The sequence below is a fragment of the Streptacidiphilus sp. PB12-B1b genome (assembly GCF_014084125.1).
GTDB lineage: Bacteria > Actinomycetota > Actinomycetes > Streptomycetales > Streptomycetaceae > Streptacidiphilus.
The window spans coordinates 7,104,404-7,126,665 of the sequence record NZ_CP048405.1 but is presented as its reverse complement, the minus strand read 5'-3'; the positions used below and the strand labels follow the sequence as shown (position 1 = coordinate 7,126,665).

Here is a 22,262-nt window from a genome sequence, read left to right as displayed (position 1 = left end):
TCGGCTACTCCGGGTGGCGCAGCTGCCAGCCGGCCCAGGCGGAGGCGATCATCTCCTCGACGCCGTACTGCGCCGTCCAGCCCAGCTCCTTGGCGATCAGCTCGGCCGAGGCCACCACCCGGGCCGGGTCGCCGGGGCGGCGGTCGACGACCTCGCCGCGGGCGTCCAGGCCGGTGACCCGGCCGATGACGTCGAGCATCTCGCTGACCGAGACGCCCTCGCCCCGGCCGATGTTGAGGACCAGTTCGGTGTCGTCCGGGTTGTCCCGCAGCCGGTGCACGGCCGCCACATGGGCGGTGGCGATGTCGGCGACGTGGATGTAGTCGCGGATGCAGGTGCCGTCCGGCGTGGGGTAGTCCGCGCCGAAGACCAGCGGGGCCTTTCCGGCGGCGAGCCGCTCGAAGACCATCGGGACCAGGTTGAAGACGCCGGGGTCGCCCAGCTCGGGGGTGGCCGCTCCGGCGACGTTGAAGTAGCGCAGCGCCACCGTGCCCATGCCGTGGGCCCGCCCGGTGGCCCTGACCAGCCACTCGCCGACGAGCTTGGTCTCGCCGTACGGGCTCATCGGCGCGCACGGCGTGGACTCGGTGACGGTCTCCACGTCCGGCATGCCGTACACGGCGGCGGAGGAGGAGAGCAGGAAGCGCCGGACGCCCGCCTCGGCGGCGGCCTCCAGGACCACCCGCAGGCCCTCCACGTTCTCCCGGTAGTAGTGCAGCGGCAGCGCCACCGACTCGCCCACCTGCTTCTTGGCGGCGATGTGCAACACGCCCTCGACCCGGTGCTCCGCGATCACCCGGTCGAGCAGCGCGCGGTCCAGGGTCGAGCCGTTGACCAGCGGCACCCCCGCCGGGAGCCGGACCGGGTCGCCGGTGCTGAGATCGTCCAGCACGACGACGGATATACCGTCCTCGACCATGGCACGTACGACGTGCGCTCCGATGAAACCTGCTCCGCCTGTGATCAGCCAACTCATGCCGAGCATGCTATCCGGGGCGGTGCTGCCGGGCCGACCGGCGGCCGTCCGGGGAGCGCCGGTCAGGAGCCGGTCAGCGCCCAGCGGGGCACGGCCACGCCCGGCGCGACCGTCTGGAACACGGCCTGCACCGGCGCCCCGATCCGCAGCCGCGCCCCGGCCTCGGCGGTGACGGCGTCCAGCGGCGCGTCCGGGCGTCGGGCCGACGGGGTGAGCGCGCCGACCAGCCGGATCGCCGGGGCGTCGTCCAGCTCCACCACGGCCACCGGGTAGGGGGCGTGCTCGGCGTAGGCGGGCAGCAGCGGCGGGTGCGCCACCACGAAGGACCAGATCCGGCCGCGACCGGACGTCAGCTGCCAGCGGCTGTCGAAGCTGTGGCAGCCGGGGCAGCAGGGGCGCGGCGGGAAGCGCCGCAGCCCGCAGTCGGCGCAGCTCTGCACCCGCAGCTCGCCCTGGAGCGCGTACCGCCAGAACGGTTCCCCGTCGACGTCCGGCCAGGGCAGCAGCATCCCGCCGACCATGCCCCCGGCGGCGTGCACGGCCTCGGTGACGGACGGTTCGGATGCGGGCTTGTCGGCGTTCACGGGGCCTCCTCAGGCGCGCAGCAGCAGGGCCGAGGTGGGGACGCCCTCCCCGGCGGTGACCAGGCAGGTCGAGGCGTCCGGCACCTGCGCGGTGGAGGTGCCGCGCAGCTGCTTCACGCCCTCGTTGATCAGGTTGAAGCCGTGGACGTAGCCCTCGGAGAGGCCGCCGCCGCCGGTGTTGATCGGCAGCCGTCCGCCGAGTTCCAGCGCGCCGCCCTCGGTGAAGGCCGCGCCCTCACCGCGCCCGCAGAAGCCGTAGCCCTCGAGCGAGAGCGGGATCAGCGGCGTGAACGCGTCGTAGATCTGGGCCACGTCGACGTCCTGCGGGCCCAGGTCGGCGGTCTTCCACAGCTGGCGGGCGGCGGTCCAGGCCGGTCCGGTCAGCGGGTCGTCGTTCCAGTAGTTGACCATCCCGTGGTGCTGCGATGGCAGGCCCTGGGCGGCGGCGTGCACGTAGACCGGCTTGCGGCGGCAGTCGCGGGCGCGCTCGGCGCCGACGACGACGCAGGCCAGCGCGCCGTCGGTCTCCAGGCAGTTGTCGTAGAGGCAGAGCGGCTCGGAGATCCAGCGGGCGTCCATGTACATCTCGCGGGTCAGCGGCCGGTCGTACATGACCGCGGCCGGGTTCTGGTTGGCGCGGTTGCGGCAGGCCAGGGCCACGTTGAAGAGGTGGTCGCGGGTGGCGCCGTACTCGTGCATGTAGCGGCGGGCCAGCATCCCGATCTCGTCGGCCGGCCGCAGCAGCCCGAACGGCCTGGTCCACTGCGCCGGGGTGGGCAGTTGGACGCTGGTGCTGGTCCACGGCCGGACGCCGGAGCCGCGCTTGCGGGCCCGCCAGGCGACGCCGACGGTGGCCTGTCCGGTGGCGACGGCCATGGCCAGGTGCGCGACGGTGGCGCCGGAGCCGCCGCCGCCGAAGCCGGTGCGGCTGAAGAAGGTGATGTCCCCGGCGCCGATCGCCTTGGCGAGCTCGACCTCGTCGGTCTCCTCCATGGTGTAGGAGGCGAGGGCGTCGACCTCGCAGGGGTCGATCCCGGCGTCGTCGAGCGCGGCCAGCACCGCCCGGCAGGCGAGGGTCTTCTCGGGCTCGTCGAGGTGCCTGGCGAAGCGGGTCTGGCCGATGCCGACGACGGCCGCACGGTCCTTGAGCATCGAACCCCCGGGGTGGGCAACTGATCTGACGTAACGTCAGAATAGGCGGACGCCCCCTTGGCCGGTAGGCCGCGACCGCTCTAATCTGGCCGGGCCTCAACAGCGTTGTTGCGACTACGAGTGGAGGACGCCGTGCGCGGAGACCTGGAGTGGGGCACCATCCCCCGGCTGGTGCAGGCCGCCGCCGACCGCCACGGCGACGCCGAGGCCGTCGCCGGACCGCGCACCCGGATCAGCTACCGGCAGCTGGGCGAGCGCGTCCGCCGCGCCGCCGCCGCCGTCATGGCCGCCGGGGTGCGGCCCGGCGAACGGGTCGCCGTCTGGGCCCCCAACACCCCCGACTTCGTGGTCGCCGCGCTCGGCGCGGTCAGCGCCGGGGCGGTACTGGTGCCGCTGGGCACCCGGCTCAAGGCCGCCGAGGTGCTCGACCTGCTGCGCAGGACCAGGGCCTGCACGCTCTTCGTCACCGACACCTTCCTCGGCGTCAGCTACGTCTCCGCCCTGCGCGCCGCGGGCTCCGGCGCCGGGGGCTCCGGCGCCGGGGGCTCCGACGCCGGGGCTTCCGGCGCGCGGCGCGGGAAGGCTGTCGGCCCGTTCCCCGGGCTGCCGCACCTGCGCACGGCCGTCGTCCTCGGCGACCGCACCGAGGCCCGGGAGGGCTTCCAGCACTGGCGCGGCTTCCTCGCCGCCGGGGCCGACGTGCCCGACCGCGCCGTCCGCGCGCGCATCGACGCCGTCCGCGGCGAGGACCCCGCCGACATGATGTTCACCTCCGGCACCACCGGCCTGCCCAAGGGCGCCGTCACCACCCACGCGCAGAGCCTGCGCGCCTTCTCCACCTGGGCCGACCTCGCCGGGCTCGCCGAAGGCGACCGCTACCTGGTGGTCAACCCGTTCACCCACACCTTCGGCTACAAGGCCGGAATCCTGGCCTCGCTCATGCGCGGCGCGACCATCCTGCCGCTGCCCGTCTTCGAGGCCGAGGCGGTGCTGGCCGCCGTCTCCACCGAACGCGTCACGGTGCTGCCCGGCGCCCCCACGGTCTACCAGTCGCTGCTCGACCACCCCGGCCGGGCCGGCTACGACCTCGGCTCGCTGCGCCTGGCCGTCACCGGCGCGGCCGTCGTCCCGCTGGAACTCGTCACCCGCATCCGCGAGGAGCTCGGCTTCGACACCGTGATCACCGCCTACGGCCTGACCGAGGCCTGCGGCCTGGTCACCATGGGCCGGCGCGGGGACGACCCCGGCCTGATCGCCGCCACCTCCGGCCGGGCGGTGCCCGGCGTGGAGCTGCGCATCGCCGACGAGAGCGGCACCGGCCTGCCCTGCGGCACCCCCGGCGAGGTCCAGGTGCGCGGCTACAACGTGATGCGCGAGTACTTCGAGGACCCGCAGGCCACCGCCGCCGCCGTCACCGCCGACGGCTGGCTGCACACCGGCGACATCGGCATCGTCGACGACTCCGGCAACCTGCGGATCACCGACCGGCTCGGCGACATGTTCACCGTCGGCGGCTTCAACGCCTACCCCGCCGAGATCGAGCGCGTGCTCATCCGGCACCCGCTGGTCGCCGACTGCGCCGTCGTCGGCATCCCGGACCCGCGCCTCGGCGAGGTCGGCAAGGCGTACGTCGTTCCGCACGGCGCCCCCGAGCCGGGCGCGGCCGAGGCCCTGATCGCCTGGGCCCGACGCGAGATGGCCAACTACAAGGTCCCCCGGCAGGTCGCCTTCCTCGGCGAACTGCCCCGCAACGCCTCCGGCAAGGTGCTCAAACGGCAGCTGCGCGCGGGCGGCTGAGCAGAACTCTCACCTCTGCCCTACGTCCGGCACAGGCTCCCCACAGCGCCGTGCCGAAGCGTGGCGGCATGAGCAATTCGACAGCGTCGGCGGCGGCACAGCCCGCCCACCGGGACGGGGTGCAGGCGCGGCGACCCGCGCAACCGGGACCGCCCGGGCGCGCCCTCCTGGTCGAGATCGTCGTCCCGGTCCACAACGAGGAGCACGTCCTCGGCCGGAGCGTCCGCCGCCTGCACGCCTACCTCAGCGAGACCTTCCCCTACCCGTTCCGGATCACCATCGCCGACAACGCCAGCACCGACACGACCTGGCAGGTCGCGTCCGCGCTCGCCGCCGAGCTGCCCCGGGTGGAGGCCGTCCACCTGGACCAGAAGGGACGCGGCCGGGCGCTGCGCCAGGTCTGGAGCCGCAGTGACGCCGACGTCGTCAGCTACATGGACGTGGACCTGTCCACCGGCCTGGACGCCTTCCTGCCGCTGGTCGCGCCGCTGCTCTCCGGCCACAGCGACCTCGCCATCGGCAGCCGGCTGCACCGCGGCTCCGCGGTGGTGCGCGGCCCCAAACGGGAGATCATCTCCCGCACCTACAACCTGATGCTCCGCACCACCCTGGCCGCGCGCTTCTCCGATGCCCAGTGCGGCTTCAAGGCCGGGCGCACCGAGGTGGTCCAGGCCCTGCTCGGCTCGGTCGAGGACCAGACCTGGTTCTTCGACACCGAACTGCTGCTGCTCGCCGAACGCAGCGGGCTGCGCATCCACGAGGTGCCGGTGGACTGGGTGGACGACCCGGACAGCCGGGTGGACATCGTCCGCACCGTCAAGGACGACCTCAAGGGCATGTGGCGGGTCGCCCGCAGGACCGTCTCCGGCGCGACCCGGCTGCCGGTGCCGCCGCGCGTGCAGCAGGCGCAGCTGCCGCCCGGGATGCGGCGCCAGCTCTCCAGCTTCGCCGTCATCGGAGCCGCCAGCACACTGGCCTACCTGGCGCTCTACCTGGTGCTGCGTCAGGGCTCTCCGGCCGTAGTCGCCAACGCGCTGGCGCTGCTGGCCACCGCCGTCGCCAACACCGCAGCCAACCGCCGCTTCACCTTTGGCGTCACCGGCTCCCGGGACGCCCTCAAGCACCAGGTCGAAGGCGGTATCGCCTTCCTCATCGGGCTGCTGCTGAGCACCCTCATCCTCGCGGTGACCAGGGCCGTCGCCCCCGGCGCCTCGCACCTGGAGGAGCTCGGCGCACTGGTCGGCGCCAACGCGCTGGCCACCGTGGTGCGCTTCCTGCTGATGCGGGTCTGGGTCTTCAACCCCGGACGCCACCACCGCCGGACCCACCCGACCGCCACCGCCACCGACAGCGCTGCCACCGCCACCGACAGCACCGCCGCCACCCGGACCCACCAGGAGCTGAACCACCGATGAGCGTGCACACCCCAGCCCTGACGGCGCCCGAGCAGGCAGCCCGGCCACCGGGCGGACGCAGCCGGATGCGCCGGACGCTGCTCGGCCCCCCGAACACCCCCCGCTGGGCCCGGCCCGCGCTCTGGGCGGTGCTGGCGCTGGCCGCCGCCGTCTCCTGCTACCGGCTCGGGCAGAACGGCGACGCCAACTCCTACTACGCCGCCGCCGTGCTCAGCGGCACCAGGAGCTGGTCGTCGATGTTCTTCGGCTCGCTCGACACCGGCAACTACATCACCGTGGACAAGCCGCCGGTCGCGCTGTGGCTGATGGAGGCGTCCTGCCGGATCTTCGGCTTCGGCAGTTGGCAGATGCTGCTGCCGATCGCGCTGTGCGGGGTCGCCGCCGTGGGTGTGCTCTACAGTGCCGTCCGCCGCAGCTTCGGCCACACGGCGGCGACGGTCGCGGCGGTGGTGCTGGCGCTCACCCCGATCACCGTCGCCATCGACCGCGACAACAACCCGGATCCGGTCCTGGTGCTGCTCACCGTCGCCGCGGCGTGGCTCTGCCTGGAGGCGATCCGCAGCGGGCGGACGATGCCGCTGGTGTGGTCCGGCGTCCTGGTCGGCTTCGCCTTCAACACCAAGATGCTGGCCGCCTACCTGGTGCTGCCGGCCTTCTTCGCCGCCTACCTCTACGCGGCCCGGGGCGGAGTGCGGAAGCGCGTCCGCACCCTGCTGCTCGCGGGCGCGGCCCTGGCCGTCTCCAGCTGCTGGTGGATGGTGGTCGTGGACTCCATCCCGGCGGCCGACCGCCCGTTCATCGGCAGCAGCACCAAGAACACCGTCTGGGACCTGGTCACCGGCTACAACGGCCTGGCCCGGATCACCGGCGGCAGCGGCGGCGGCGCGGGCCGTGCGGGCGGCGGTGGTGGCGGTGGCGGTGGCGGTGCGAACTTCGGCGGCGCGGCGGGCGTGGGACGCCTGTTCAACACCATCCTGGGCGGCCAGATCTCCTGGCTGATCCCCTTCGCGGTGATCGCCTGCGCGGGCGCGCTGGTGCTGCGGGGCCGCAGGCGGCGCACCGACCTCCAGCGCGCCTCGCTGGTGCTGTGGGGCGGCTGGCTGCTGACGCACTACCTGACCTTCAGCTTCGCCGACGGCACCTTCCACCCGTACTACACGACCATGCTGGCCCCGGCGATCGCCGCGCTCACCGGCGCGGGCGGGGTGGCGCTGCTCCGGGCCTTCCGCAGCCGGTCGGCGGCCTGGGCGTGGGTGCTGCCGCTGGCGGTCGCGGCGACGGCGCTGTGGGCGATCGTGCTGCTGCGGCGCGACTCCGGCTCCACCGGCCGGCTGTGGCCGCTGGTCGCGGTGTCGGCGACCGCCGCCGTGGCGCTGCTGCTGGCCGCCCGCGCGGGCACCGGATCGGGCTCCGGCCTCGGCTTCGGCCGGGGCGGTGCCCGGGGTCGGCTGCGGCTGATGGCGGTCGGTGCGGTGGCCGCCCTGGTCGCACTGCTCGCCGGACCGGTCGCCTACGCCGCCGACACCGTGACCGCCGGAAGCATCCAGGGCGTCAACCCGACCGGCGGGCCGTCCACCGGCACCGGCATGGGCGGCCTGGGCGCTCCCGGCGGCGGCGCGGGCGGCCGGGGCTTCCCCGGCGCGGCCGACGGCAGCCGTCCGAGCGGGACCGGCGGCGGCTTCGGGGGATTCGCCCCACCCGGGCAGGCCGGTGGCGCGGAGCAGGCCGAGAGCACGGCGCCACAGGGCGCGACCGGGCGGCCGGGCGAGGCCGCGGACCAGGCGCGCACGGCCCGCGGCCCAGGCGGCACGGGCGGCGCCGACGGCACGACTGGCGCCCCGGGCGGCGGCATGGGCCGCGGCGCGGGCGGCGTCTCCAGCGCGATGCTGCGCTACCTGGAGGCCCACCAGGGCTCCGCGACGTGGCTGGTGGCCACCTCCGAGGCCCAGTCCGCCGCCCAGATCATCCTGCAGAGCGGCGGCCGGGCCGCCATCGGCATGGGCGGCTTCACCGGGGACGACCCGGCCATGAGCCTGGCCAAGCTGAAGGGCTACATCGCCTCGGGCAAGCTCCACTACGTCCTCCTCGACGGCTCAGGGACCACCGGCGGACCCGGCGGCGCTACGGGTGGGGGCATGGGCGGCGGCCGGGCCAACTCGGCTGCCACCTCCTACGTCACGTCCAGCTGCACGGCGGTCACCGCGTCCGCCTACGGCGGCTCCAGCACCGGCACATCCCAGACGCTGTACTACTGCGCGTAGTCCGGCCTGCTCGCTCGGTCGACGGCCCACCGCCCCCGGATCGCCCCGGGCGGTGGGCTGTTGGCGTTCCCCGGCCCGCCGACGCGCGCGGAACCACACAGGGGCGCAGACTCGTCAGTGACACGTAGTGGCGTCATGGCGTCATCTCCCGTTCCGGGAGCGAAACTTGACAGCAATCCGTGACCAGTCGGACACGCTCCGGTCATCATGCGGGGAAAATCCGCCAGCATACTGCACCTGGCGAGAAAAAACTTCCCGATGGGAATGATGTCCGGAATCTGCTCGTTGCATCGTTACGAAAGGCAACCACGAACGGGCCGGCCAGGCCCGTCCCTTCTCTGTGAAGGAGTACGCATGGCAACCCGTGCCGTCGTCCGCGACAAGGCCGACCGGACCCGCACTGCGCGTCCGACCAGCGGTGAGGCCGACCGCGACCTCGTCGGCATGTATCTGGACGAGATCGCCCGGACCCCTCTGCTCGACGCCGCTCAGGAAGTCGACCTCTCGACCCGAATAGAAGCCGGAGTCTTCGCCGAGCACCTGCTGGAGAGCGGTGAGACCGCAGCAGGCGCCGACGAGGAAGAACTGCACGCGATCGCGGCCGACGGCCGCCATGCCAAGGACGTGTTCATCCGCTCCAATCTGCGTCTGGTGGTGGCCGTGGCCCGGCGCTACCCGCGCAGCGGCCTGCCCCTGCTCGACCTGATCCAGGAGGGCAACGCGGGTTTGGTACGGGCCGTGGAGAAGTTCGACTTCGGCAAGGGCTTCAAGTTCTCCACCTACGCGACCTGGTGGATCCGCCAGGCCATCACTCGGTCCATCGCGGACCAGTCCCGCACCATCCGGTTGCCCGTGCACCTCGTGGAGGAGTTGGGCCGCATCCGTCGGGTGCAGCGGGAGAAGTCCAAGGAGCTGGGCCGTGACGCCGAGCACTCGGAGATCGCCGCCGAGCTGGACACCACCGTCGAGCGGATCAAGGACGTCCTGGACTGGGCCCGCGACCCGGTCAGCCTCAACATGACGGTCGACGACTCCGGGGAGACCCAGTTCGGCGACCTGGTCGAGGACACCAGCGCGACCTCCCCCGAGGACGCGGTGATGGTGATGCTGCGCCGTGAGGAGCTGGAGGACCTCATCGGCCGCCTGGACGACCGCACGGCCTCGATCATCCGCTCCCGCTACGGCATGGAGGACGGCCGCGAGCGCACGCTCACCGAGGTCGGCAAGCAGCACGGGCTGACCCGCGAGCGCATCCGCCAGATCGAGAAGCACGCCCTGGCCGAACTGCGCAAGATCGCCGACCACTCGGGCTTCGAGGCGGCATGAGCACCGCCCCGGAACCCGAGACCACCGCCTCGTACGCTGGACGCATGGCAGAGAACACGAGCAAGCGACCGGCGCTGGTCTTCGACGACCCGCTCTCCCAGCCGAGCCGGGACGACACCGACTCCGGCTGGGGCAGCGGTGCCGGATCCGGCGGCGGCGAGTCCGAGCGGGACGAGGCGTGGTACCGCCGCGAGACGCCGCCGCACCACGGCGGCTGAGTTCCACGGCAGCTGAGTTGTACGGCGGATGAGTCGGCGCGACCGTGACGGTGGCGACCGGGTGACGCGGAAGGGCCGGGGCCGGTGTCCCGGCCCTTCGCCATGACCGCCCCGCCTCGGCCCTGACGGGTCGGCAGATCGCGGATCTTCCGGAGACGCGCTTCACCTGGACGAGCGGCCGCCCGGACCGGCCGTGCCCCCGCTGACGTGCAGCGTCGGCCGGGCATCGGCGTGCTGGCCCGCGACGCCCTCGACCGCCGGCCGCTGCGGGCCGCGCAGCGAGCCCACCGCGAGCGCCGTCACCGCCACCATCAGCCCGGCCGCGACCGGCCCGGGCCTTCGGCGCACGGCCGCCGGGAGCCGATGCCGACCGCCCCCGGCCCGGATCGGCGCGAACAGGGCGATCCGGCGCGTCGGCGGCACCGCCGGGCCACCCGCCACCGGATCACCGGCCCCCGGGCCACGCGGGTCGGGACTGACCGTTTCGGGGCCGCCCGCCGCGCCACCGTCCGCCACCGGACCGCCGCCGAACAGCGGCTCGGTCCGCACCGTCGGCTGCGGCGCGGGCAGGGCCTGCGGCCCGTCCTCCGCCCAAGCGTCCGCCCGCTCCTCGGACTGCGCCTCTGCCCGGACATCCGCCCGGACATCCGCCCGGACATCCGCCCGGGCATCTGCCTGGGCCTCCGCCTCCGCCTGGATCTCGGCCCGCATGTCGGCCCAGGCATCGGCCCAGGTCTGCGCCCAGGCGTCGGTGCCGGGCTCGGGCCCGCGGTCGGCGCCCCCGGAGGCGCTGCAGGGGGCGTCGGAACGGGAGGGGTCGTTGATCATGAGGGACATGCGGAACCACCGCCTTTGCGAGGCTGTTCGGGACCTGCTTGCCCCTCAACGATCGCCGATCCCCGCGTCGCCCCGGCCCGTCCGACCGTGATCTGTGGACAAACCCGGGGCTGTGGAAAACCCCGTCACCCACACGGGTGAGCCACCACCAGCCCGCACCCGCCCTCAGGGCGCGCCAAAGCCCCGGCGGTCACTGCTGGACGCAGGACCGCCGGGGCTCGGCGACAGGGCCGACGTTGCTGTGCGGGTCATTCCGCCTCAGGCGGCGGGCGACGAGCTGCTGCCCGCCGACGAGCTGCTCGACGAGGACGACGACGCCGCAGCAGCGGACGTCGAGGACGACGAGGAGGAGTCACCCGACGGCGCGGACGCCGCAGCAGGCTTGGACGCGCCCACGGTGCTGCTCGACGACGAGCGGCTGTCCGTGCGGTAGAAGCCGCTGCCCTTGAAGACCACACCCACCGCGGAGTAGATCTTGCGCAGCCTGCCGCTGCACTCGGGGCAGACCGTCAGGGCGTCGTCCGTGAACTTCTGGACCGCCTCAAGGCCGCTGCCACACTCGGTGCACTGGTACTGGTAGGTCGGCACTGGTATTCCTCCTGGCACTCTCGCCTGATGAGTGCTAACGACGATCCATGATGCGGCATTCCTGGGCGATAGTCCACTGTGGCGGGTGTGAGCTGCGGCTCCCGTGCCCGATCCGGACCGCACGATCGGTGACGACCGTCCCGCAGAGGGTCATCGCAGCGCCGTCACCAGCTCGGAGGGTGCTCGGCCACCGCCCCGGAGATGCTCCGCAGATCCCGCGGAAATGCCCGGAAGATGCCCCGGAGATGCCCGGAAAGAGCCCCGCAGAAGCCGCCCAAGCCGGGGACCAGTCCGCAGCGTCCGGGCTTCAGGTGTTAGCGTCGGCCCCGCCGCACTGCACGGCGGCGGACGAGCCCCTGCCTCACAAGGACCCTGATGCCCCGCACCAAGAAATTCCGCCGTTTCCGGTTGCTGGTGATCCTGCTGGTGATCCTGGTGGTGGCGGGCGCCGTCGGCGGAGGCTGGTACGGCGTTCGCACGGTCCGCGCCTCCTTCCCGCAGACCACCGGAACGCTTCAACTCGCGGGCCTGCAGGGCCAGGTCAGCGTGGTCAGGGACAATCAGGGCATCCCGCAGATCTACGCGAACAGCGCCGCGGACCTCTTCACCGCGCAGGGCTACGTCCAGGCCCAGGACCGCTTCTGGCAGATGGACGTCGACCGGCACATCACCGAGGGCACGCTGGCCTCGATGTTCGGCGCGGGCAAGGACAACGCCAACGTCCAGAGCGACGCCTTCATCCAGACCATGGACTGGACCGGCGTGGCCCAGAACGAGTACGCCACCCAGCTCGACCAGGCCACCAAGTCCTACCTGCAGGACTTCTCGGCCGGCGTCAACGCCTGGTTGAAGCAGCACCCGGGCGGCGCCGGGGCCTCGGTGGAGTACGCCATGCTCGGGGCCAGCCACAGCGGCTACACGCCCGCCCCCTGGACGCCGGTGGACTCGCTGACCTGGCTGAAGGGCATGGCCTGGGACCTCAGCGGCAACATGCAGCAGGAGATCGACCGTTCGCTGCTGTCGCAGAACCTCACGCCCGCGCAGATCGCCCAGCTCTACCCGGCGTACCCGGCCGCCAACGGCACCATCGTGGCCACCGGCACCGTCTCCGACTCCGGGGACCTCAGCAAGGCCGTCTACCACCCGGCCGACGGCACCGGGGCGAACAGCGGGGCGAACAGCGGGGCGGGCACCGGCTCGTCCACGACCGCGACCGACGACGCCGCGACCACGACGACCACGACCACCAAGGGCGCCACCAAAACCGGCACGAAGACCTCGACCACCGGCAGCAACAGCAGCGCCAACGCCGGTGCGGTGCAGGGCCTCAGCGGCGCGGCGACGCAGCTGGCCGCCAACCTCGACAGCGTCCCGTCCATGCTGGGCGAGCCCGGCCAGGGCATCGGCTCCAACTCGTGGGTGGTCTCCGGTAGGTACACCACCTCCGGCAAGCCGCTGCTCGCCGACGACCCGCACCTGACCCCCGGGCTGCCGTCGGTCTGGGAGCAGATCGGCCTGCACTGCGACACGGTGAACTCGGCCTGCCCGTTCGACGTCACCGGCTTCAGCTTCCCGGCCGTGCCGGGCGTGGTGATCGGCCACAACCAGACCGTCTCCTGGGGCTTCACCAACCTGGGCGCCGACGTCCAGGACCTCTACCTGGAGCAGGTGACCGGTCCCGACACCTATGCGTACGACAACCAGAACCGGACCTTCGTCACCCGGAACGTGACCATCAAGGTGGCCGGCGGCCCCGACCAGTCGATCACCGTGCGCAGCACCACCGACGGCATGCCGATCATCTCCGACCACGACGCCGAGGAACAGGCGGTGGGCCAGAGCGCCCCGGTCGACGGCACCGCCCCGCCGCGCGGCAGCGGCTACGCCATCGCGCTCAAGTGGACGGCGCTGACGCCGGGCAGGACCATGGACGCGGTCTTCGAGCTGGACCGGGCCACCGACTTCACCCAGTTCCGGGCCGCCGCCGCCGACTTCGACGTGCCCGGCCAGAACATGGTCTACGCGGACGACAGCGGGGCCTCGGGCAACATCGGATACACGGCCACCGGACGCATCCCGGTACGCGCCAACGGCGACAACGGCACCTATCCGGAGCCGGGCTGGAACTCCGCGTACCAGTGGAAGGGATACATCCCCGCCGCGGCGCTGCCCTATGTGGAAAACCCCGCCGCCGGATACATCGTCGCGGCCAACCAGGAAGTGGCGGACAGCAGCTACCCGTACCTGCTGACCCAGGACTGGGACTACGGCATCCGCGCCCAGCAGATCACCAGCCTGATCCAGTCCAAGACCGCGGGCGGCGGCAAGATCTCGCCGGACGACATGTCCACCATCCAGATGGACGACACCAGCGTGATGGCCAAGACCCTGGTGCCGTACCTGCTCAAGGTGAAGCTCAGCGGCGGCTCGTACTACACCGACGCGCAGGCGCTGCTGAAGAACTGGGACTACGACCAGGACTCGGGCTCGGCCGCCGCCGCGTACTACAACGCGGTCTGGAGCAACCTGCTGCACCTGGCGTTCGACGAGAAGTTCCCCGCGTCCGTGCGGGCCACCACCGACTGCGTGGCGCAGCCGCAGAACAGCAACGTCCCGGCGGACGGCCTGAACGGCCCGACCAAGCTGGTCAGCACCTGCGGCACCCGCGCCCCCGACCAGGCCCAGCCGGACGGCGGTGACCAGTGGATGACCGCCGTCAGCAACCTGCTGACGCAGCCCGACAGCAGCTGGTGGTCGTACACCTACAACAACGGCCAGCAGGTCAACGGCAGGGACAACCTGCTCGCCGAGGCGATGAAGGACGCCCGGATGCAGCTCACCTCGCTGATGGGCAAGTCCATGACCACCTGGAGCTGGGGCCGCATCCACACGCTCACGCTGAACGAGTCCACCCTCGGCACGGACAACACCTCGCTGCTCTCCGGCCTGGAGCACACCCTGCTCGACCGGGGTCCGTACCAGCTGAACGGCGGCAGCTCGGCGGTGGACGCGACCGGCTGGAACGCCTCGGCCGGGTTCCAGGTGGACTGGGCGCCGTCGATGCGGATGGTGGTCGACCTGAGCAACCTGAACGACTCGGAGTGGATCAATATCGGCGGCGCCTCCGGCCAGCCCTACGATCCGCACTACAACGACCAGACCGCGATGTGGGCCAACGGCCAGCTGCTGACCTGGCCCTACACCAAGAGCGCGGTGCAGGCGGAAGCCGTGGACACGCTCACCCTGACGCCCGCCCCGAGCGGCCAGTAGCGCCGGACGGCGCCGCAGGCCACTGCGAGGCGTCAGAACCAGTGCACGCCGGAGGGCGTCACCGCCGCGTCGACCGGACGGTCGTGCGGCTCGGCGGGGACGTCCTCCACCAGCTCGGCGTCGTACAGCAGCGTCGCCAGCCGGGCCGCCGAGCCCGCGCGGGCGAGCCGGGCCAGGACCCGGTCGTAGCTGCCGCCGCCGCGCCCCAGCCGCAGGCCGCGCCGGTCCACGGCCAGCCCCGGCAGCAGCACCAGCCCGGCCGCGCAGACGGCGTCCGGGCCGAGCCGCGCGCCCCCCGGCTCCAGCAGCCCGCGCCCGGCCTTCACCAGGCCCTCCGCGCCCGCGTAGGCGCCCCAGTCCAGATCGTTGTCGGGCAGCAGCACCGGCAGCAGCACCCGCACGCCCCGCGCGCGCAGCGCGTCCAGCAGCGCGCGGGTGCCGGGCTCCGCTCCCACCGACACGTATCCGGCCACCACCGGCGGCTCCCCGTCGGGCGTCCCCCCGGGGGAGAGCGCGGGCAGCAGGCCCAGCGCGTGCTCGGCCAGGGCCCCGGCGGCCTGCTGCCGCTGCTCGGGTGACAGCGCGGCGCGTGCCGAGAGCAGGCGTGACCGCAGTGATGCCTTGTCGTTCACCATCGGATGGGCGGGCCTTTCGTGCCTGGGCGTCAGTGGACCGGCGGCCGTGCGGACCAGCGGCCAGGGGGACGACTACCGGTCGGAGGAGAAGCAGACATGATGGCGCAGCTCTACGACATCCTCGCCGCCCTCTGCCTCCCCGCGCTCCTCGCCGCCGCGCTGCTGCTGCGCGCGCTGCGCCGGGCGCGGGCGTCCGCCGCCGTCCGCGAGGGCGGCCTGCGCCGGGACGTCGAGGAGCTCCGGGCGGCCCGCGCCGAGCTGGAGCGCACCTCGTACACAGATCCGCTCACCGGCGTCTGGAACTACCGCTACCTGCAGCTCTCCCTGGACCGCGAGATCGCCCGCTGCCTGCGCCACCCGCACCGGCCCGGGGCGGGGCCGGGCGGCCGGTTCGCGCTGCTGCTGCTGGAGATCGAGGGCTTCGACGAGATCCGGCGGGTCCACGGGCACCAGCGCGGCGGCGTGGTGCTGCGGGATCTGGCGCAGCGGCTGGCCATGGAGTTCCGGCAGTCCGACATCTTCGGCCGGTACGGCGGCGAGGAGTTCCTGGTGCTGCTGCCGGACACCGACGCGGACGGCGCGGAGCACGCCGCCGAGCGGCTCCGCTGGACCGTCCGCCGCCACGTGCTCCCGCTCCCCGCCGTCCCGTCCGCCCCAGAAGCCCCGGAACCGGCTGCTGAACCGGCCGCTGAACCGGCGGCCGCCCCGGGGCCCCTCCCGGCCGCCGCCGCGACCGCCGCCGGGAACGGCCTGCGCGCCACCGTCGGCGTCGCCTCGCTGCCGCGCGACGGCACCCACGCAGCGCTGCTGCTGCGCGCCGCGGACCGGGCGCTGGCGCTGGCGCGGGAGGGCGCGCGGGCGGCGGCCCGGGCGCAGGGGCTCCCGGACGTCCGGGAAACGCCCATGTCACAGGAGGTTCACATGACCCTGGCAGAGGGCTGTGAGCGGCCGCGAAAAACCCAGGGGCAGGTCTGAAGCACGGGTGGCGGGCGGTTACAGTCTTCGGCATGACGAATGCTCGTTCGCGCCAGATCACCAAGGCTGTGATCCCCGCCGCCGGTCTGGGCACCCGGTTCCTCCCGGCGACCAAGGCCACTCCCAAGGAAATGCTTCCGGTCGTGGACAAGCCCGCGATCCAGTACGTCGTGGAGGAGGCGGCCTCGGCCGGCCTCACCGACGTCCTGATGATCACCGGTCGGAACAAGCGTCCGCTGGAGGACCACTTCGACCGTGCGTACGAGCTCGAAGAGCTGCTGATCCGCAAGGGCGACCAGACCAAGCTGGACCGGGTCCGCGAGTCCAGCGACCTCGCCACCATGCACTACGTGCGCCAGGGCGACCCCAAGGGCCTCGGCCACGCGGTGCTCTGCGCCGAGCCGCACGTCGCCGACCAGCCCTTCGCGGTGCTCCTCGGCGACGACCTGATCGACCCGCGCGACCCGCTGTTGGCCAAGATGATCGAGGTCCAGAGCGAGCTGGGCGGCAGCGTCGTCGCGCTGATCGAGGTCGAGCCCTCGCAGGCGCACCTGTACGGCTGCGCGGCCGTGCGGCCCGCCGAGTGGCACGGCACCCTCGGCGGCGACGACGAGATCGTCCGGATCACCGACCTGGTGGAGAAGCCCGCCCCCGGCGAGGCGCCCAGCAGCTTCGCGGTGATCGGCCGCTACGTGCTGGACCCGAGCGTGTTCGAGGTGCTGCACGACACCGCGCCCGGCCTGCACGGCGAGATCCAGCTCACCGACGCCCTGCGGGTCCTGGCGCAGCGCACCCCCGGCCGCGGCGGCCCGGTGCACGGCGTGATCTTCAAGGGACGCCGCTACGACACCGGCGACCGGGGCGACTACCTGCGCGCCATCGTCCGGCTGGCGTGCGAGCGCGAGGACCTGGGCCCGGACTTCCGCGCCTGGCTCAAGGACTTCGTCGGCAGCGGCGAGCTGGACGGCACCCCGCTGGACGGCCTCCCGCTGGAGGCCGGCAAGCCCGCAGCCGCCAAGCCGTAAGCCAAGCCGGGAGCCAAGCCCGACGGCGAGCCGCTCGCGGCTGCCGCGCCCGAGGGGGCCCTCGCCGAGTAGCGTGCTGGACAGCGGGCAGCAGCTGGGACGGCGGCTGACCGCCGTCCGGCGACCGAGGCACGACAGCAGGGGGAGCAGTGAGCGATCACAGGCACAGCGACGGCCCGGCCGCCGGTCCGGACCGGGCCGACCGGCCGGACCCCGGCGCCGCCGACGCTGCCGCCGAGCGCAGCTGGTCGGTGGACGAGCACCTGGACTCCATCCTCCGGACGGTCGGCCCGCTCCCCCCGCTGGAACTGCAGCTGCTGGAGGCGCAGGGCTGCCTGACCGTCGAGCCGATCACCGCCCCGGGCCATGTGCCGCCGTTCGACAACAGCTCCATGGACGGCTACGCGGTACGCGCCGCCGACCTGGCCGGCGCCACCGAGCAGTACCCCTCGGTGCTGACCGTCGTCGGCGACATCGCGGCCGGGGCCGCCGAACTGCCCGTGGTCGGCCCGGGGCAGTGCGCCCGGATCATGACCGGCGCGCCGCTGCCCCCCGGCGCGGAGGCGGTCGTCCCGGTCGAGTGGACCGACGGCGGCAGCGGCGGCGACCGGGCCGCCGACTCCATGGCACCGGTCGGCAGCGACCCTGAGGGCGCCTCCGGCGAGGTGCGGATCTTCCGCCCGGCCGAGCCCGGGGCGTTCATCCGCCGCCAGGGCGACGACATCACCGCAGGCCAGGTCGTGCTCCCGGCGGGCACCCGGCTGGGTCCGGCGCAGATCGGGCTGCTGGCGGCGATCGGCCTGGACAGCGTCAAGATCCGGCCCCGGCCGCGGGTGGTGGTGCTGTCCACCGGCAGCGAGCTGGTCCAGCCGGGCACGCAGGCCGGCCCCGGGCAGATCCCCGACTCCAACAGCTTCGCGCTGACCGCTGCCGCGCGGGAGGCGGGCGCCATCGCCTACCGGGTCGGCGGCGTGCCGGACGACGCCGAGCGGCTGCGTGAGGTGATCGAGGACCAGCTGATCCGCGCCGACGCCATCGTCACCAGCGGCGGCGTCAGCGTCGGCGCGTACGACGTGGTCAAGGAGGCGCTGTCGCCGGTCGACGGCAAGGCCCCGCTGGGCGAGATCTCCTTCCGCAGACTGCGCATGCAGCCCGGCAAGCCGCAGGGCTTCGGACTGCTCGAGGGCACCGTGCCGCTGTTCGCGCTGCCGGGCAACCCGGTCAGCGCCTACCTCTCGTTCGAACTGTTCGTCAGGCCGGCGATCCGCGCCATGATGGGTGTGGAGCCGGTCCACCGCACCGTCGTCCGGGCCCGGCTGACCGAGTCGCTGACCTCGCCGGCCGGACGCCGGCAGTTCGCCCGGGGCCGCTACCACGCGGGCCACGACGGCGAGCCGGGCAGCGTCGGCCCGGTCGGCGGCGCGGGATCGCACCTGGTCGGCCCGCTGGCCCAGGCCAACGCGCTGATCGTGGTGGACGAGGACGACACCGCGGTCGAGGCGGGCACCCTGGTCGAGGTGGTCCTGCTCGACCCGCTCCCGGGGGACGGAACGGTCTGACGCGCGGACGATCCGGCGCGCAGCAGATCTGACGCGCCGCGCGCGCAGCGATAGCCTGTGCCCGCACCGGCACCGGCCACAGCAGGAGACGAGACGTTGAGTACCGCACAGGGCGACGGGCTGACCCACGTGGACGCGACCGGGGCTGCCCGCATGGTCGACGTCTCCGAGAAGGCCGCCACCGTCCGCACCGCCCGCGCCACCGGCCGCGTCGTGGTCTCGCCGCGCGTGGTGGAGCTGCTCCGGGGCGAGGGCGTGCCCAAGGGCGACGCGCTCTCCGTCGCCCGGATCGCCGGGATCATGGGGGCCAAACGCACCCCCGACCTGATCCCGCTGTGCCACCCCATCGGGATCTCCGGGGTGACCGTGGAGCTCGACGTCACCGACGAGGCCGTCGAGATCGCCGCGACCGTCCGCACCGCCGACCGCACCGGCGTGGAGATGGAGGCGCTGACGGCGGTCGCCGTCGCCGGGCTCACCGTGATCGACATGGTCAAGGCGGTCGACAAGGCCGCCCGGATCGAGGCCGTCCAGGTCGAGTCCAAGACCGGCGGCAAGAGCGGCGACTGGCACCGCGAGGAGGGCCGGTGAGCGACCGCCGGGGCTTCGTGCTCACCGTCTCCAACCGCGCCCACGCCGGGGTGTACGCCGACCGGGGCGGTCCGCTGCTCGCCGACGGCCTGCGCGAGCTGGGCTTCAGCGTCCAGGGGCCGGTGGTCGTGCCCGACGGCGAGCCGGTGGCCGAGGCGCTGCGCGCCGCCGTGGCCGAGGGCTACGACGTGGTGCTGACCACCGGCGGCACCGGGATCAGCCCGATGGACCTCACCCCCGAGATGACCGCCCGCGTCATCGACCGGCCCGTGCCCGGCATCGCCGAGGCCGTCCGCGCCCACGGCCGGGCCGGCGGGGTGCCGACCGCCGCGCTCTCCCGGGGTCTGTCCGGCCTGGCCGGGACCACGCTGATCGTCAACCTGCCCGGCTCCAGCGGCGGCGTCAGGGACGGCCTGGCCGTGCTCGCCCCGCTGCTCGCCCACGCCGTCGACCAGGTGCGCGGCGGCGACCACCCCCGTCCGGACGGCCCCCCGGCCCCGGCCGCACCCGGCCACCGCGCCCCGGGAGGCCCGCACTGAACGCCTTCTGGCCGGTCGAGCTGGGGGAGGGCCCGGTGGGGCTACGCCCCATCAAGGTCCGCGACCGCCGCGACTGGCAGCAGGTCAGCGCCCGCAACCGGGACTGGCTGCGGCGCTGGGAGGCCACCGTGCCCCCGGCCGCCCCCGGCCGCCCGTCCGGCCCGCGCCCCACCTACCGGCAGATGGTCTCCTTCCTGCGCTCCGAGGCGCGGGAGGGCCGGATGCTGCCCTTCGTCGTCACCTACCGGGGCGAGCTGGTCGGCCAGCTCACCGTCGGCGGCATCACCTGGGGCTCGATGTGCTCCGCCAACATCGGCTACTGGGTGGACGAGGCGGTCGCCGGGCGCGGGATCATCCCGACCGCCATGGCCCTGGCCGTGGACCACTGCTTCCGCAGCCTCGGCATGCACCGGATCGAGGTGTGCATCCGCCCGGAGAACGGCCCCAGCCGCCGGGTGGTGGAGAAGCTGGGCTTCCGCGAGGAGGGGCTGCGCCCGCGCTACCTCCACATCGACGGAGGCTGGCGGGACCACCTGGTGTACGCGCTGACGGCGGACGAGGTCCCCGAGGGCATGCTGCGCCGCTGGCGCAACGTCAGCCAGCACCTCGACCACTGATTGCCCCGCCTGTTCGAAGCGGTCGGCGTTGTGTCGCTCAAAGCGACAAAAATAGGGTGAGATGAGCGTGAGTGCGCGACACACCGGCCGAAATTGCCGCGCGGTGTTCCCTTGCGCCCGTACGGTGTGAAGCGTGAGCAGTAGTGGCCTCATCTACGCGGTGATCGTGGGGGCCTGGGCTGCCTACCTGGTGCCGATGTGGCTCCGCAGGCAGGACGAGCTCAACGAGGCGCGCCCCACCGAACGTTTCAGCACTGCCATTCGCCTGCTGTCCGGGCGTGCGGGCCTCGAGCGCCGCGCCTCCCGCAGCCTGGAGGGCGAGCAGCAGGCCGAACCGTCGGACGCACCCGCCTCCTCCCCGGCCGCGCCGCCGCCCCCGCCCGCCCACACCACCGGCAACGCCTCGGCCCACACTTCCGGCAACACCTCGGCCCACACTTCCGGCAACACCTCCGCGCGCGCCCCGGAGTCGCAGCGCCGGGCGGCGCTGCTGGCCCGCCGCCGCCGGATGGTGATCCTGCTGTTCGCGGCCTTCACCGCGGGCATGGTCACCGCCGCCGTCGGCGGAGTCGGCCTGCTGTGGGTTCCGGCCGTCCCCGCCGTGCTGTTCTCGCTCTACATCTCGCACCTGCGCCGCCAGGAGCGCCGGCGGTTCGAGGTCAAGCTCGACCGCCGCCGCTCCGCCGAGGCCGCCCAGCGGCTGCGCGAGCGGGAGCGCGAGCGCGACCACCGGCACGCCGAGCCGCCCGCCGCCGAGCCCGCGTCCGCCACCCCTCGCCCGGCCGACCTCCCGCACGCCGACTACGCGCACGGGGACTTCACGCACGCCGAGTTCACGCATCCGGGTGGTCGCGGCGCGGCCGACCCCGGCGTCCTGGTCGAGGCCGCCGACCCGGACGAGTGGGCGGACGCCACCCAGGAGAGCCCGGAGGAGGCCGAGCCGGGCTCCTGGGATCCGGTCCCGGTACCGCTGCCGACGTATGTCACCGCCCCGGTCGCCCCGCGCCGCACCAGCGGCCTGGACCTCGGCGGCCCGGACACCTGGAGCGCCGGCCGCGCGGTCACCCCGCCGCCCGCCGACACCGCCCCCGCGCGCCCGGCCCCGCGCCCGCCGTCCACCCCGCTCTTCGACCAGTACGCCGAGGACGACCCGCGCCCCCGCGCCGCCAACGAGTGACCCGCACCGGGCCGCAGGGCCCGGACCTGCGCTCCGACCGTGCACGACCACCCCCTCGGACCTGATAGAGTTTCTTCTCGTTGGGGCTGTGGCGCAGTCCGGTAGCGCACCTCGTTCGCATCGAGGGGGCCAGGGGTTCGAATCCCCTCAGCTCCACCAACGAAGGCCCCGTGTGACCAGAAAAGATTCTGGTCACACGGGGCCTTTTATGCTTCGAGCAGGCACGGAGCGGGCGATGCCCATCTGCGGCCTGGTCGGCGCCCTCGCCGTGCTGCCCGGCCGGACCTGGGAGCGGGGACCACATCTGCGATCAGCCCTTGTTGGCCGCGGCGATCACCCCGATGACGATCGGCGCCGCGAACAAGAGCCAGGAGACGGGGTGGGCGAAGTTGAGCGTGCGCCCGAACCCGAACTTCTTCGGCACCAGGATGCGGCGGTCGTCCTTGTTGAAGTAGAACTGGCCGAGCTTCCAGCAACGATCATCGTCGTCCCGGTTCACTGCCGCCTCCTCGAGCCGTATCCGCCCCCGACAGGGTACCTCTGCCCGCAGTGCACGCAACCGCCGAGCGCCGGCTCAGCCGACCGCCTCGGATCGATGCCGAGGCCGAGCAGCGAGCCGGTCACGAGCGCCGGCCGGGTGTGGGGGCCAGGTGTGGGGGGTCATTCCATTCATGCCGATGAGGTACCCGCTGGGGTGAGGGATCGTCAGGGCAGGGTGGC

The 22,262-nt window shown here is 73.4% G+C and carries 20 protein-coding genes and 1 tRNA gene; 14 read left to right on the top strand and 7 right to left on the bottom strand.

The annotated features are described in order from the left end of the window. Positions 1-4 precede the first annotated feature (4 nt). From galE to GXW83_RS30990, 3 genes are all read right to left on the bottom strand, one after another. Positions 5-976, bottom strand: coding sequence for a UDP-glucose 4-epimerase GalE (gene galE, locus GXW83_RS31000; RefSeq protein ID WP_182446323.1), 972 nt, complete (start codon positions 974-976; stop codon positions 5-7). A 62-nt stretch (positions 977-1,038) separates the two neighbouring features. Next, on the bottom strand, positions 1,039-1,560 hold the full coding sequence (locus tag GXW83_RS30995) for a Zn-ribbon domain-containing OB-fold protein (RefSeq protein WP_370466812.1): 522 nt from the start codon (positions 1,558-1,560) through the stop codon (positions 1,039-1,041). A gap of 9 nt (positions 1,561-1,569) precedes the next feature. Next, entirely contained in the window at positions 1,570-2,712 is a 1,143-nt protein-coding gene (locus GXW83_RS30990; RefSeq protein ID WP_182446322.1) for a lipid-transfer protein, read from the bottom strand. A 132-nt stretch (positions 2,713-2,844) separates the two neighbouring features. On the opposite strand from GXW83_RS30990, the gene GXW83_RS30985 reads away from it, so the two are divergent. From GXW83_RS30985 to GXW83_RS30965, 5 genes are all read left to right on the top strand, one after another. Continuing rightward, entirely contained in the window at positions 2,845-4,509 is a 1,665-nt protein-coding gene (locus GXW83_RS30985; RefSeq protein WP_182446321.1) for an AMP-binding protein, read from the top strand. Between the two features lie 68 nt (positions 4,510-4,577). Then, positions 4,578-5,924, top strand: coding sequence for a glycosyltransferase (locus tag GXW83_RS30980; protein WP_182446320.1), 1,347 nt, complete (start codon positions 4,578-4,580; stop codon positions 5,922-5,924). Beyond that, the gene (locus GXW83_RS34975) at positions 5,921-8,185 is read left to right on the top strand and encodes a glycosyltransferase family 39 protein (RefSeq protein WP_182446319.1); all 2,265 of its coding nucleotides are present in this window, start codon (positions 5,921-5,923) and stop codon (positions 8,183-8,185) included. The genes GXW83_RS30980 and GXW83_RS34975 overlap by 4 nt, the downstream gene beginning before the upstream one ends. 354 nt (positions 8,186-8,539) lie before the next feature. Continuing rightward, positions 8,540-9,511 (top strand): sigma-70 family RNA polymerase sigma factor, encoded by a 972-nt coding sequence (locus GXW83_RS30970; RefSeq protein ID WP_182446318.1) that lies wholly within the window; start codon positions 8,540-8,542, stop codon positions 9,509-9,511. Between the two features lie 44 nt (positions 9,512-9,555). Beyond that, entirely contained in the window at positions 9,556-9,729 is a 174-nt protein-coding gene (locus GXW83_RS30965; RefSeq protein ID WP_182446317.1) for a hypothetical protein, read from the top strand. A gap of 162 nt (positions 9,730-9,891) precedes the next feature. On the opposite strand, the gene GXW83_RS30960 is transcribed toward GXW83_RS30965, so the two are convergent. Together GXW83_RS30960 and GXW83_RS30955 are read right to left on the bottom strand one after the other, a co-directional pair. After that, positions 9,892-10,566, bottom strand: a complete 675-nt coding sequence (locus tag GXW83_RS30960) for a hypothetical protein (protein ID WP_182446316.1) — start codon at positions 10,564-10,566, stop codon at positions 9,892-9,894. A gap of 258 nt (positions 10,567-10,824) precedes the next feature. After that, positions 10,825-11,154 (bottom strand): FmdB family zinc ribbon protein, encoded by a 330-nt coding sequence (locus GXW83_RS30955; protein ID WP_182446315.1) that lies wholly within the window; start codon positions 11,152-11,154, stop codon positions 10,825-10,827. A gap of 375 nt (positions 11,155-11,529) precedes the next feature. Between GXW83_RS30955 and GXW83_RS30950 the strand changes: the two genes are divergently transcribed. Further along, positions 11,530-14,424 (top strand): penicillin acylase family protein, encoded by a 2,895-nt coding sequence (locus GXW83_RS30950; RefSeq protein WP_182446314.1) that lies wholly within the window; start codon positions 11,530-11,532, stop codon positions 14,422-14,424. A 32-nt stretch (positions 14,425-14,456) separates the two neighbouring features. Here the strand turns inward: GXW83_RS30950 and GXW83_RS30945 are convergent, their stop codons facing one another. After that, on the bottom strand, positions 14,457-15,059 hold the full coding sequence (locus tag GXW83_RS30945; RefSeq protein WP_182446313.1) for a 5-formyltetrahydrofolate cyclo-ligase: 603 nt from the start codon (positions 15,057-15,059) through the stop codon (positions 14,457-14,459). 96 nt (positions 15,060-15,155) lie between these two features. Here GXW83_RS30945 and GXW83_RS30940 point away from each other — a divergent pair, with 96 nt between their 5' ends. The 8 genes from GXW83_RS30940 to GXW83_RS30905 all read left to right on the top strand — a co-directional run bounded on the left by GXW83_RS30940 (position 15,156) and on the right by GXW83_RS30905 (position 21,701). Further along, the gene (locus tag GXW83_RS30940) at positions 15,156-16,034 is read left to right on the top strand and encodes a GGDEF domain-containing protein (RefSeq protein WP_182446312.1); all 879 of its coding nucleotides are present in this window, start codon (positions 15,156-15,158) and stop codon (positions 16,032-16,034) included. Between the two features lie 32 nt (positions 16,035-16,066). Next, a complete protein-coding gene (locus GXW83_RS30935) occupies positions 16,067-17,059 on the top strand; it encodes a UTP--glucose-1-phosphate uridylyltransferase (protein ID WP_182446311.1) in 993 nt (330 codons plus the stop codon). A 149-nt stretch (positions 17,060-17,208) separates the two neighbouring features. After that, entirely contained in the window at positions 17,209-18,618 is a 1,410-nt protein-coding gene (gene glp / locus GXW83_RS30930; protein WP_182446310.1) for a gephyrin-like molybdotransferase Glp, read from the top strand. 153 nt (positions 18,619-18,771) lie between these two features. Continuing rightward, positions 18,772-19,209, top strand: a complete 438-nt coding sequence (gene moaC / locus GXW83_RS30925) for a cyclic pyranopterin monophosphate synthase MoaC (RefSeq protein ID WP_182447676.1) — start codon at positions 18,772-18,774, stop codon at positions 19,207-19,209. Further along, positions 19,206-19,748: a molybdenum cofactor biosynthesis protein B gene (locus GXW83_RS30920; RefSeq protein WP_182446309.1), complete on the top strand. Its 543-nt coding sequence runs from the start codon at positions 19,206-19,208 to the stop codon at positions 19,746-19,748. The genes moaC and GXW83_RS30920 overlap by 4 nt, the downstream gene beginning before the upstream one ends. Then, complete coding sequence (locus GXW83_RS30915) at positions 19,745-20,365, top strand: GNAT family N-acetyltransferase (protein ID WP_182447675.1); 621 nt, start codon at positions 19,745-19,747, stop codon at positions 20,363-20,365. The genes GXW83_RS30920 and GXW83_RS30915 overlap by 4 nt, the downstream gene beginning before the upstream one ends. Positions 20,366-20,498: 133 nt before the next feature. Continuing rightward, on the top strand, positions 20,499-21,542 hold the full coding sequence (locus tag GXW83_RS30910) for a hypothetical protein (RefSeq protein WP_182446308.1): 1,044 nt from the start codon (positions 20,499-20,501) through the stop codon (positions 21,540-21,542). Between the two features lie 82 nt (positions 21,543-21,624). Then, positions 21,625-21,701: transfer RNA gene (locus tag GXW83_RS30905), tRNA-Ala, on the top strand. A gap of 151 nt (positions 21,702-21,852) precedes the next feature. On the opposite strand, the gene GXW83_RS30900 is transcribed toward GXW83_RS30905, so the two are convergent. After that, positions 21,853-22,041: a DUF5808 domain-containing protein gene (locus GXW83_RS30900; protein ID WP_182446307.1), complete on the bottom strand. Its 189-nt coding sequence runs from the start codon at positions 22,039-22,041 to the stop codon at positions 21,853-21,855. Positions 22,042-22,262: the final 221 nt, after the last annotated feature.

Bases quoted from the DNA above. Each gene is read 5' to 3' on its own strand.
- galE (WP_182446323.1), bottom strand. From the start codon at position 976: ATGAGTTGGCTGATCACAGGCGGAGCAGGTTTCATCGGAGCGCACGTC.
- GXW83_RS30990 (WP_182446322.1), bottom strand. From the start codon at position 2,712: ATGCTCAAGGACCGTGCGGCCGTCGTCGGCATCGGCCAGACCCGCTTC.
- GXW83_RS30980 (WP_182446320.1), top strand. From the start codon at position 4,578: ATGAGCAATTCGACAGCGTCGGCGGCGGCACAGCCCGCCCACCGGGAC.
- GXW83_RS34975 (WP_182446319.1), top strand. From the start codon at position 5,921: ATGAGCGTGCACACCCCAGCCCTGACGGCGCCCGAGCAGGCAGCCCGG.
- GXW83_RS30970 (WP_182446318.1), top strand. From the start codon at position 8,540: ATGGCAACCCGTGCCGTCGTCCGCGACAAGGCCGACCGGACCCGCACT.
- GXW83_RS30965 (WP_182446317.1), top strand. From the start codon at position 9,556: ATGGCAGAGAACACGAGCAAGCGACCGGCGCTGGTCTTCGACGACCCG.
- GXW83_RS30960 (WP_182446316.1), bottom strand. From the start codon at position 10,566: ATGTCCCTCATGATCAACGACCCCTCCCGTTCCGACGCCCCCTGCAGC.
- GXW83_RS30950 (WP_182446314.1), top strand. From the start codon at position 11,530: ATGCCCCGCACCAAGAAATTCCGCCGTTTCCGGTTGCTGGTGATCCTG.
- GXW83_RS30945 (WP_182446313.1), bottom strand. From the start codon at position 15,059: ATGGTGAACGACAAGGCATCACTGCGGTCACGCCTGCTCTCGGCACGC.
- GXW83_RS30940 (WP_182446312.1), top strand. From the start codon at position 15,156: ATGATGGCGCAGCTCTACGACATCCTCGCCGCCCTCTGCCTCCCCGCG.
- GXW83_RS30935 (WP_182446311.1), top strand. From the start codon at position 16,067: ATGACGAATGCTCGTTCGCGCCAGATCACCAAGGCTGTGATCCCCGCC.
- moaC (WP_182447676.1), top strand. From the start codon at position 18,772: ATGGTCGACGTCTCCGAGAAGGCCGCCACCGTCCGCACCGCCCGCGCC.